Origin of the sequence: Pseudomonas sp. 24 E 13 (genome assembly GCF_900004715.1) — a bacterium.
Classification (GTDB): domain Bacteria; phylum Pseudomonadota; class Gammaproteobacteria; order Pseudomonadales; family Pseudomonadaceae; genus Aquipseudomonas; species Aquipseudomonas orientalis_A.
In genome coordinates this window covers 1-10714 of the sequence record NZ_CVTO01000069.1, presented here as the reverse complement: position 1 = coordinate 10714, position 10714 = coordinate 1, and the positions used below count along the sequence as shown (strand labels likewise).

Annotated in this window: 8 protein-coding genes and 1 pseudogene; 4 read left to right on the top strand and 5 right to left on the bottom strand. The window is 61.1% G+C overall.

Annotation, left to right across the window (positions count from 1 at the left end):
* Window positions 1-156 (top strand): annotated as a pseudogene (locus BFP90_RS29040) (murein biosynthesis integral membrane protein MurJ); the annotation flags it as partial.
* A 22-nt stretch (window positions 157-178) separates the two neighbouring features.
* Window positions 179-1222, top strand: a complete 1044-nt coding sequence (locus BFP90_RS03810) for an acyltransferase family protein (RefSeq protein ID WP_065895986.1) — start codon at window positions 179-181, stop codon at window positions 1220-1222.
* 169 nt (window positions 1223-1391) lie between these two features.
* Here the strand turns inward: BFP90_RS03810 and BFP90_RS03805 are convergent, their stop codons facing one another.
* The 3 genes from BFP90_RS03805 to BFP90_RS03795 all read right to left on the bottom strand — a co-directional run bounded on the left by BFP90_RS03805 (window position 1392) and on the right by BFP90_RS03795 (window position 5146).
* Window positions 1392-1964: a DUF4174 domain-containing protein gene (locus tag BFP90_RS03805; protein ID WP_065892655.1), complete on the bottom strand. Its 573-nt coding sequence runs from the start codon at window positions 1962-1964 to the stop codon at window positions 1392-1394.
* Window positions 1965-2116: 152 nt separating this feature from the next.
* Window positions 2117-2749, bottom strand: a complete 633-nt coding sequence (locus tag BFP90_RS03800) for a glutathione S-transferase N-terminal domain-containing protein (RefSeq protein ID WP_065895985.1) — start codon at window positions 2747-2749, stop codon at window positions 2117-2119.
* Between the two features lie 39 nt (window positions 2750-2788).
* Window positions 2789-5146, bottom strand: a complete 2358-nt coding sequence (locus BFP90_RS03795) for a DNA polymerase II (RefSeq protein WP_065895984.1) — start codon at window positions 5144-5146, stop codon at window positions 2789-2791.
* A gap of 204 nt (window positions 5147-5350) precedes the next feature.
* Between BFP90_RS03795 and BFP90_RS03790 the strand changes: the two genes are divergently transcribed.
* Window positions 5351-7552 (top strand): TonB-dependent receptor, encoded by a 2202-nt coding sequence (locus BFP90_RS03790; RefSeq protein ID WP_065892652.1) that lies wholly within the window; start codon window positions 5351-5353, stop codon window positions 7550-7552.
* A 46-nt stretch (window positions 7553-7598) separates the two neighbouring features.
* On the opposite strand, the gene BFP90_RS03785 is transcribed toward BFP90_RS03790, so the two are convergent.
* Window positions 7599-8066: an SRPBCC family protein gene (locus BFP90_RS03785; protein WP_065884391.1), complete on the bottom strand. Its 468-nt coding sequence runs from the start codon at window positions 8064-8066 to the stop codon at window positions 7599-7601.
* Window positions 8067-8165: 99 nt separating this feature from the next.
* On the opposite strand from BFP90_RS03785, the gene BFP90_RS03780 reads away from it, so the two are divergent.
* Window positions 8166-8567: a GFA family protein gene (locus BFP90_RS03780; protein WP_065895983.1), complete on the top strand. Its 402-nt coding sequence runs from the start codon at window positions 8166-8168 to the stop codon at window positions 8565-8567.
* Between the two features lies 1 nt (window position 8568).
* Here the strand turns inward: BFP90_RS03780 and mrdA are convergent, their stop codons facing one another.
* Window positions 8569-10461 carry a penicillin-binding protein 2 gene (gene mrdA / locus BFP90_RS03775; RefSeq protein WP_065884393.1) on the bottom strand — a complete coding sequence of 631 codons (1893 nt, stop codon included), beginning with the start codon at window positions 10459-10461 and terminating at the stop codon, window positions 8569-8571.
* Between the last annotated feature and the right edge of the window lie 253 nt (window positions 10462-10714).

Genomic DNA, 10714 nt, shown 5'->3' with positions numbered 1-10714 from the left:
CGGCATTGGCTGATCAGCACCGTGCTGATGGGGCTGGCGGCGCTGCTGTTGTTTCGAATCGAAGGCGTGTGGCTGCAACTGGGCTTGAGCACCCTGGCAGGCGCGGTGGTGTTGCTGGGTATGGGGCTGTGGCTGAAGCCGTGGCGCAAGGCGTGAATGATCGTTCGGGAAGACTCAAATGAAACATCGCTGGATTCAAATGGATATCGCCAAAGGCATCGGTATCCTGGTTATCGTGTACGCCCACAGTTGGTTTGTCGCCAACTCGGTGGATTTGCTCTACCCGATCATTGCCTCGTTCGTGCTGCCGTTGTTCTTCTTTTTGTCCGGGGTGTTCTTCAAGCCCGAGCAGCCGTTCGTGGAGATGGCGGTGCGCAAGGCCGATGGCTTGCTCAAGCCGTTCTTCTTCACCATGTTGGCGTATGTGATCGTGCGCGCTGTGCTGCGCGGGCAGCCGTTGCTGCCGGACATCGGCGGCGTGTTTTACGCCTCGGTGGATACCATCCCGTGGCAGGCGTTGTGGTTTTTGCCGCACTTCTGGGTGGCGATCCTGTTCAGTTGGCTGATGCTGCGGCTGATCCAACGCCTGAAGCTGCCGTTGCCGGGCGCTTGCCTGCTGGCCGGCGCGCAACTGTTGCTCGGGATCTGGATCCTGCCGTGGTTCTGGCAAGTGCCGGTCAGCGTCGGCGAGCAGACCTGGACAATGCCCGGCCTGCCCTTCAGCCTCGACGTCACACTGATCAGCAGCACCTACTTCATCTACGGCTACCTGCTGCGCGATTGGCTGCGTCGGCATGAGAGTTCGCTGTTGACCCTGCTGATTGCGGTGGCGCTGTTCGCCGCGGTGTTCCTCTACAGCCACGACACCATGGACCTGGCGCAGCGCCGCTACGACCACTGGCTGTGGACCAGCCTGCTGGCGGTGATCGGCGTGTACCTGTGCTGGGCGCTGGCGCGGGTGTTGATGGTGTCGACCCTGCTGACCCGGATGATGACCTACATCGGCCAATCCACCTTGATCGTGCTGATCTTCCACGGCGAGATCCAGCACAAGACCTTCGACCTGATGGAGCGTCTGGGCCTGCATCCGTTCCTGGCGGCGTGTGTGGGCTTTGTGGTGGCGGTGGTGGTGTCGTTGCTGATCGGGGAAGTGATCAAGCGCGTGGCATTCCTGCGGTTTTTCTACTTTCCGTTTCCGCTGCGTAAAGCGGCTAAACCTTAAGCAGGACTGATGTAGGAGAGGGCTTGCCCTGATGCCAGCCAGTTAAGGCTTTTTTGTAGGAGCGAGCTTGCTCGCGAAAAACTCACAGGCACCGCGTTCATTCAGAAAGCACGCGTTATCGTTGACGTTTTTCGCGAGCAAGCTCGCTCCTACAGACGGCGGTGTATGCTCAGTCGTCCAGCTGTTGCGGCGCGGGCTTGCTACCCGGCTTGGCCGGTTTCGCGCCCTTCGCTGGCGCGGGTTCGACCGGTGCAGGTTCCGGCGCGGCAGCCGCTTCTTTTTCGGCCATCGGCATCTGGTCGATAGTGCTGAAAAACTCTTTCAGATCGAGCGTATCCGGCGGCACGTTCTTCTCGAGTTTCTTGTCCCCGTCCTTGCCCACCAGGATCACCTTGGTGCCGCTGCCGACCCCAAGCTTGAGTGCGCGGATCAGTGCATTGGTCTCAGGCGGCGTGAGCTTTTTGCTGTCCTTGGGGTCCTTGGCGAACTTCTCGCCTTCGGCGCCGATGCTGCCGAACTTCACGGTGTACAGCACCATGCTGCGTTCTTCGAAGGACTGCCTGGTGGCAGGCTCTTCCAGTTGTTTCTTGAGCGTGGCCAACGTCGGGTTACCGGCATCGAGTTCCACCACGACCAGAGGGCGGGTTTTGCCCAGCTCCAGCTTGAGCGGATTATCATCGGCAGCCAACAACGGCCCCGTAAAAGCCATCAAAGTAGCCAGAGTCAGCGACCGGATGAGCATGCGCACCTCCTTTGAATTCCATGCAGGGTTCTTGAGTTTCATGTCTGCGACAGTCAAATTCAAGGATGATTCCTACGCCACGTTGAGAAGCGTAGGTCAGGGCGTACGCTACGCAAGGGTTTGCAGGGCGGTAAGGTGATTGTTTCCTCTGATTACGAGACCTTCCAATCCGGCCAATGCCGGGCGAATGCGGGCGCCACAAGCGGGTCGGCGTCCACCCGTTCCAGGGTATGGGCAAAACCTGGGGCCAGATTGTGCAGCGCTTCCCGCGCCTCATCCCAGCGCGACACCGCCGCCGCCATGATGCCCAACGCGTTGGGGACGTTGTCGGGGGTAAACAACTGGTCGGCAAACTGATCGGCGAACACCACCCAGGCTTGATGCAGATAGCGCCGCGTGCCGGTGGTCAGTTGCGCTTGCAGGGCCTGATCCACGTTGCCCAGCCAGCGTTGCGGGTAGTCGATGATGCCGATGGCCGAATAGCAATTGGCGGCGATATACAACAGGCCGCGCAGAATCTGCGCGCGGTTGCCGACCAGCAGGTCGGCCTTGGGATACTCGAGGCCCAGGTGGATCAGGATGGCGGCGCTTTCGGTCAGCACCTGCCCATCGGGGGTGACCAGGGTGGGGATCTGTTTCAGGGGATTGATGCGCGCAAGGGCTTCGCTGCCCTCGCTGTCCTGCCAGGAACTGGCCTCCACGCGATGCCACGGCACGGCGCAGCGTTGCAGGGCGATTTCGATCATGCAGGAACCGGACTCGTCGGTGCCATAGAGTGTGTACATGGACGTTTCTCCTGAGTAACGGGTGTTGCGGCGATCCGCCTAGAACAGGCCCATCTGACCACCCACCAGAGTGCCAAAATCATCGTTCACGAACGGCAGGATCGCGTCCGCCACGGGCTGCAATTGCCGGGTCACGTAATGATCGTAGTCGATCGGCGCTTGCCGCACTTCCAAAGGCTCGGGGCCGTTGACGCTGATCACATAGCTGATCCAGCCGCCGCGCTGGTACTGGCGCGGGCGCCCGAGGCGGTCGTTGTATTCATCGGCCAGGCGTGCGGCGCGTACATGGGGCGGGACGTTGCGTTCGTAGTCATGCAGCGCTCGGCGCAGGCGCTTGCGGTAGATCAGCAGGTCGTCGAGCTCGCCGCTCAAGGTGCGACGCACATAATCGCGGACATACTCCTGATGGGGCTGGCGATGGAAGATGCGTCGGTAGAGCTCCTGCTGGAATTGCCGCGCCAGGGGCGACCAGTCACTGCGCACGGTCTCCAGCCCTTTGTAGACCATCTCTTCGCTGCCATCGGCGCGTACTACCAGGCCGGCGTAGCGCTTCTTGCTGCCCTCCTCCGCGCCGCGAATGGTCGGCATCAGGAAGCGGCTGAAATGAGTTTCGTATTGCAGCTCGAGGGCGCTTTGCAGGCCGTACTCGGTGTGCAGATGGCTGCGCCACCAGTCGTTGACGTGCTGCACCAGCGCCTGGCCGATACGACTGGCGTCCTCGTTGGAATGGGCGCTGCCAAGCCAGACGAAGGTGGAATCGGTGTCGCCGTAGATCACCTCATAGCCCTGGGCCTCAACCAATTCCCGCGTCTGGCGCATGATCTGGTGCCCGCGCATGGTGATCGACGACGCCAGCCTCGTATCGAAGAACCGGCAGCCGCTGGAACCGAGCACCCCGTAGAAGGCATTCATGATGATCTTCAGGGCCTGGGACAACGGTGCATTGTGTTCGCGCTTGGCCACTTCACGGCCTTCGGAAACCCGCGTGACGATGGCCGGCAGGCAATGCCGGGTGCGGGAAAAACGCGCACCGCGAAAGCCTTCCACCGAGTCGCTGTCGTCGGGATGCCTGAGGCCTTCGATCAAGCCCACCGGGTCGATCAGGAAACTGCGGATGATCGACGGGTAGAGGCTTTTGTAGTCCAGCACCAGCACCGACTCGTAGAGGCCCGGGCGTGAATCCATGACAAAGCCGCCGGGACTGGCCTGGGGCGGCTTGTCGCCGAGGTTCGGCGCAACGAAGCCCTGGCGGTGCATCAACGGCATGTAGAGGTGGGTGAACGCCGCGACGGAACCGCCATTGCGGTCGGCGGGCAGGCCGGTGACGCTGGCGCGTTCGAGCAGGAACTCGAGCAGGTCGGTCTTCTCGAAAATCCGCGTGACCAACTCGCAGTCCTTGAGGTTGTAGCGCGCCAGGGCAGGCTTGTCCTCGGCGAACATGCGGTTGATTTCGTCCATGCGCTGGTAAGGCGTGGAGATGTCCTTGCCTTCGCCGAGCAGGGTTTGCGCGACGTTCTCCAGGCTGAACGACTCGAAGCTCCAGGTGGCCGAGCGCAGGGCTTCGATGCCGTCGATGATCAGCCTGCCTGCGGCCGCGGCGAAGTAGTGATTGCGGCTGCCGTGTTCGCGCCAGGTCATGGCTTCACCGCCGCGCCCGAGCAGCAGCGGCACGTTCAGGCGCTGGGCATGTTCGTGCAGTACGCGCAGGTCGAATTGCACCACGTTCCAGCCGATGATCGCATCCGGATCATGGGTGGCCAGCCATTGGTTGAGACGTTCGAGCAGTTGGGCGCGGGTGTCGCAATAGTCGAGCTTGAAATCCACCGCATCGTGCTTGTTGGGCGGCCCGAGCATGTACACCTGGCGCTCGCCGCAGCCTTCGAGGGCGATGGAATAGAGATCGCCCTGGGCGGTGGTTTCGATGTCCAGGGACACCAGCTTCAACGGCGGACGGTAGTCGGGAGCGGGCTTCATCTGCGCGTCGAGCAGGGTGCCGTCCGCATCCGCAGTGCCGCCGAACCACACCGGGGCGGTGATAAAGCGTTCCATCATGTAGCGCTCGGGCGGCCGCACGTCGCCTTCATAGACATCGACCCCGGCGCTGCGCAGGCGCTTTTCGATGTCCATCAGTTGGCGGTGCTGCCGGGCGTAGAGACCCAGGACCGGTCGATGATGGAAATCGCACAACTGCAACGCGCGCAACTCAATGTCGCGCTCGTCCTTGAGCAGCCAGCCCAGCGGCTTGCGATGGATCTCGGGGATGAACATCACCGAGGTCTGCATGGGTAGGCGAATGCACCGAGGCCCCTGGTCGGTCGCCAGCCAGAAGCTGACCTGCGTACCCGCCGGAGTGTCGCGCCAATGCCGGGTCAGGACAAAACCCTGCTGTAAATCCACCGTACCGCACCTCGGCAATTGCTTTCAGGGCGTGATTCTACTCGGCATCCGGTCAAGGCGGCAGGTTAACTGTCATCTCACAAATCTGTTGCGGAATATGAATAACAATTACTATCATTCGCGCCGGAGTCGTATTCGCGCAGTGAGGAAGCGCACCGTGTTGCCCCCTTCCTCATCATTGACGGTTCACCGTCCGGATTGACCATGCCTCTGTGTAGCCGCCTCGCTGTGCCCTTTCGCCCTACCGTGCTTGCCCTTTGCTGCGCCCTTAGCGCTGCCGCGCAGGCCGATACGAGCAACACCCTGCAACTGGACGCCACGCGCATCGATGCCCAGGCCCCCGCGCCCGAGGCGTTGCCTGCGGTGTACGCCGGTGGGCAGGTTGCCCGTGGCGGGCAACTGGGCGTGCTGGGCAATCAGGACATCATGGACGTGCCGTTCAGCATGGCCTCCTACACCGAGCAATTGATTCGCGACCAGCAGGCGGAAACGGTCGGCGATGTGCTGCTCAATGACGCGTCCGTGCGCCAGGCGTCAGGGTATGCGAACCAGGCCCAGACTTTCATGATTCGCGGTTTGCCGTTGAATGGCGACGATATTTCCTATAACGGTTTGTACGGCATCCTGCCACGCCAGATTATGTCCACTGACGCGCTGGAACGTGTGGAAGTGTTCAAGGGCCCCAACGCGTTCATCAATGGCGTGACGCCGGGCGGCTCGGGGATCGGCGGCGGTGTGAACCTGCAACCCAAGCGCGCCGGTGACGTGCCGCTGCGCCGCTTCAGCACGGACATCAGCAGCGATGGCCGGGTGGGCGAGCATCTGGATATCGGGCAGCGCTTTGGTGAAGACCACCGTTTTGGCGCGCGGGTCAACCTGTCACAGCGCGAAGGCGACACCGGTATTGACGACGAAAACCAGCGCTCGAAACTTTTCGCGGCCGGCCTCGATTACCGTGGCGATGCACTGCGCCTGTCGGGTGATTTCGTGTATCAGAAGCAGCGTATCAATGGCGGACGCAACTCCGTGTTCCTGGGCAGCGCGACCCGCGTCCCGGATGCGCCTTCGGCGGATACCAACTATGCGCCCCGCTGGAGCAGCACCAACCTGGAGGACACCCTGGGCATGCTGCGCGCCGAATACGACCTGAATGAAAACTGGACCGCTTACGCCGCAGGCGGTGCCAAACACAGCCGGGAAATGGGCCGGTATTCCTCGATTACCCTGACCGATAACCTCGGCAATGCCACCTCCAGCCGCTCGACCATTGCCCACGAAGAAGACAACGCCAGCCTGATGGCCGGCTTGAACGGCAAGTTCCAGACCGGCGCCGTCAGCCACCGACTCAACGTCGGCCTGGCCGGCATCTGGACCCAGGCGCGCAACGCCTATGTGTTCAACGGTTCACCGGCGGCAACCAACCTCTACAACCCTGTGACCGGCGCCCCACCCACGCTCAACACGCCGCGCAATACCCCCGGCACCGACTTCAGCGACCCGACCATTACCGCCAAGACGTTCGTGCGCAGCGCTGTGGTGTCCGACACTCTTGGTTTGTTCGACGACCGTCTGTTGGTGACATTGGGCGCACGTCGCCAGCAGATGGTGGTGCAGGGCTACAACTACATGAGCGGCACACGCACGGCCAACTACGACGAATCGATCACCACGCCGGTCTACGGCATTGTGTTCAAGCCGTGGGAGCACGTGTCGCTGTACGCCAACCGCATCGAAGGCCTCGCCCAGGGGCCCACCTCGCCCCTCAAATCCGGTGACCGGACGATCATCGGTGGCGGGCAAGCCTATGCACCGGCGCGCTCCAAGCAGATCGAAGCGGGCGTCAAGGTCGACATGGGCACCTATGGCGCCACCCTCGGCGTGTACCGTATCGAGCAGCCGGGGGCGGGTTATGCGCAAGTCATCGATGCAACCACCGCGCGCTATGTGCGCGAAGGCCAGCAGATCAACAAAGGCGTCGAACTGAACGTCTTCGGCGAACCGGTAAGTGGCCTGCGCTTGCTTGGGGGGGTGACGCTGATGAAGACCGAACTCAAGGGCACCCTCAACGGTGCCAACGACGGCAACCGCGCCATCGGCGTCCCTTCGTTCCAGCTCAACGCCGGTGTGGATTGGGACGTGCCCGGCCTGCAAGGCGTGACCCTCAATGGGCGCATGCTGCGCACGGGCGGCCAGTATGCCGACGCGGCGAACAACCTGAGCCTGCCCGCGTGGAACCGTTTCGACCTGGGTGCGCGCTACACCTTCGCGCTGGCTCAACGTGAGGTAACACTGGGCGCTACGATGGAGAACGTCGCCAACGAGAAATACTGGGAATCGGCCCAGGGTGGCTTCCTGAGCCAGGGCGACCCGCGGGTAGCGAAATTGTCGGCGACGATTGATTTCTAACAACACGGCGGTTGACGATGGGCATCAGCGTTGATGCCCGTTCGCGTCAGGCGCGCCTGGCGCTGTTCAGATAGTTTTCGATGTTGCCCATTTGCTCATCCCAGCCCCGGGAGTTCATCTTGAACGCTTTCTGGCGTCGAGCCTGGGGGACGTTGTCGAAACCCGATTCCACCACCCGCAGCAGAATGCCCGGCGCGCGATCCTCAAGGGTGAATTCCACCAGCGTCGGTTCTTCCTTGTCGTAGTCGATGTCTTTATCTACCGCAAAGGGATGCCACCAGAAAGAAAACAGCGTTTGCGGCAGGATGCGTTCGATCCTGGCCTTCCACACCACATGTTCGTAGCCTGGGTAGGTGATCTGCGCTTCAAGGGTTTCGCCGGTCACAAAGGTTTTTCCCTTGAGGGCGATACCGAACCAATCACCAAATCGCTCAGCATGGGTGAGCGCTTCCCACACCTGTTTACGTGATGCGTTGAGCAGGACTTTTCGTTCGATCCGATCCAATACGTGCATAAGTCACCTCCTCCATTGAACACTAGGCGACATCGACCAATGCGCAACTTTTGGTTATGCGCGATGATGATGTCCCCATCCTTGACCTGGTCATAGGTTATGACTGAAGGCTTGAAAGGAAGTTGCTTTTGCAAAGGCGTGGGCTACCAGGTGGACCGCCTGGACATGCCCATCAGTCACTGCCACTGCAACAGTTGTCGCAAGGCGCACGCGGCCGCGTTTGTCGCCACGGCCGGCGTGATGCGCGAACACTTTCGCTGGACTCACGGTGAAGAATTGCTGTCGTCGTTCGAGTCATCACCGGGCAAGCAGCGCCATTTCTGCTCGCGCTGCGGCTCCCATCTGATCGCCGAACGCGCGCACCAACCCCACGTAATCGTGCGGGTGGCGACGCTGGACGATGATCCGGGCACCAGGCCCACCGCCCATATCTGGACAAGCCATGATGTGCCCTGGCTTGTTGATGACGGCGTAGAGCGCTGGGGCGAATGGAAAGTCTGAGTCAGACGCGCGGGTCGCCAGGCGCTTTGGCCGGCGTCGCATATTGCGGCTTCAAATGACCCTCCTGGTCGAGCAGCCAGGCATCCATGATCTGCCGCACCACCGGGCCCGCTACTCGGCCACCGGCCTCACCGTTTTCGATCATCACTGAGATCACGATCTTAGGATGTTCGGCTGGCGCGAAGCCGACAAACAAGGCGTTATCGCGATGACGCTCCAGCGTCTTGTTGCGGTTGTAACGCTCGCCCTGCTTGATCGCCACCACTTGCGCGGTGCCGCTTTTGCCGGCGATGCGGTATTGGGCACCTTGCGCGGCCGCGCGGGCGATACCGCGTGGGTCGTGCATGACCAGTTGCATGCCGTGGTTGACCTGTTCCCAGTCACGCGGGTCCTTGAGGACTACGTTGGGCATCGGGTTCTCATCCACCGGTGGCACGCCGTTGATGGTCTTGGCCAGGTGCGGCCGGTTCCATACGCCTTTGTTGGCGATCAGCGCAGTCGCCTGGGCCAGCTGCAGCGGGGTGACCTGCATATAACCCTGGCCGATGCCCAGGATCACGGTTTCGCCGGGGAACCAGGGCTGGCGGCGTGTGGCGCGTTTCCAGGCCTGGGAAGGCATCAGCCCGGCGGACTCTTCGAACATGTCCAGGGACACCTTCTGACCCAGGCCGAATTCGGCCAGGTAATCATGCAGGCGATCAATGCCGAGTTTGTGGGCCAGGTCATAGAAGTAGGTGTCATTGGAGCGCATGATGGCGGCGTCCATATCTACCCAGCCGTCGCCGCTGTGGTTCCAGTTGCGGTATTTGTGATCGAAGTCCGGCAGCTGGTAGTACCCTGGATCGAACACGCGGGTTTGTGGTGTGACCACACCGCTGTCGAGACCTGCGATAGCCACTTCGGGCTTGATGGTCGAGCCTGGCGCATACAGTCCGCGCAGCACGCGGTTGAACAGCGGGCGGTCGATGGAATCATGCAACGCGGCATATTCCTTGAAGCTGATGCCGGTGACGAACAGGTTCGGGTCGAAACTCGGCTTGCTGACCATGGCCAGCACCTCACCGGTTTGCGGGTCCAGGGCAACCACCGAACCACGACGATCACCCAGGGCCTCTTCGGCGGCTTCCTGGAGCTTGACGTCGAGACTCAAGACAATGTTTTTACCGGGGATAGGGTCCGTGTGCTTGAGCACCCGCAACACCCGCCCCTGAGCGTTGGTTTCGACTTCTTCATAACCGACATGACCATGCAGTTCCGATTCGTAGAAGCGTTCGATCCCGGTCTTGCCGATCGATTGGGTGCCGCGGTATTCCACTGAATCGAGGGCCTTGGACTCTTTCTCGTTGATTCGTCCGACATAGCCAATGGAGTGAGCGAAGTGCGCACCCAATGGGTAGTGGCGAACGAACTGGGGCTCAACGTCTACACCCGGTAGGCGGAACTCGTTGACAGCCAAGACGGCGATCTGCTCTTCGGTCAGCTCGTAGAACAGCGTGACGGGAACAAACGGATGGCGGGCCTGTTTGAGCGCTTTGTCGAACACAGCGCGATCTTCGGCGGGCAGGTGTAACAAGCTGACGATCGCGTCCAACTCACCCTTGAGGTCGGTGGTGCGCTCGCGGGTGATGGTCAGGTTGTAGCTGGGGCGGTTGTCGGCCAGGACCACACCGTTGCGGTCATAGATCAAGCCGCGCGTGGGGGTGATGGGCAGAACGTGGACGCGGTTGTTTTCGGAAATGGTGGAGTGATAGTCGTATTGCACGACCTGCAGGAAGTACATCCGGCCCACCAGGGCGCAGGTGATACCGATCACCAGGAGTGCGCAGGCAAGCAAACGTTTGTTGACCAGACGGTGTTCTTTTTCGTGGTCCTTGATGGGTATCGGTTCAGGCATTTCTACAGCATCTCGTTGAAAAAGGTCGACGCCGCGTCCTGCGGATAAAGATCAATCCTTGTGAAAATGTGCTGCACCATACCAAAAATGCAGAAACACTTTGTATCGATTTCCCTCAGCGGCGGGTTATTTCATCCAGAGAAGCGAAGGTGCGGTACTAAGCGAGCGGCGGCTGAAGAGATGCTTTTCAAGCGCCCAAAACAAAACCCCTGTTTGCGTTAGCAAACAGGGGTTCTGGAATTTAATCTTGACG

Coding starts and splice junctions, on each gene's coding strand:
- BFP90_RS03810 (WP_065895986.1), top strand. CDS start 179: ATGAAACATCGCTGGATTCAAATGGATATCGCCAAAGGCATCGGTATC.
- BFP90_RS03805 (WP_065892655.1), bottom strand. CDS start 1,964: ATGCTCATCCGGTCGCTGACTCTGGCTACTTTGATGGCTTTTACGGGG.
- BFP90_RS03800 (WP_065895985.1), bottom strand. CDS start 2,749: ATGTACACACTCTATGGCACCGACGAGTCCGGTTCCTGCATGATCGAA.
- BFP90_RS03790 (WP_065892652.1), top strand. CDS start 5,351: ATGCCTCTGTGTAGCCGCCTCGCTGTGCCCTTTCGCCCTACCGTGCTT.
- BFP90_RS03785 (WP_065884391.1), bottom strand. CDS start 8,066: ATGCACGTATTGGATCGGATCGAACGAAAAGTCCTGCTCAACGCATCA.
- BFP90_RS03780 (WP_065895983.1), top strand. CDS start 8,166: ATGACTGAAGGCTTGAAAGGAAGTTGCTTTTGCAAAGGCGTGGGCTAC.
- mrdA (WP_065884393.1), bottom strand. CDS start 10,461: ATGCCTGAACCGATACCCATCAAGGACCACGAAAAAGAACACCGTCTG.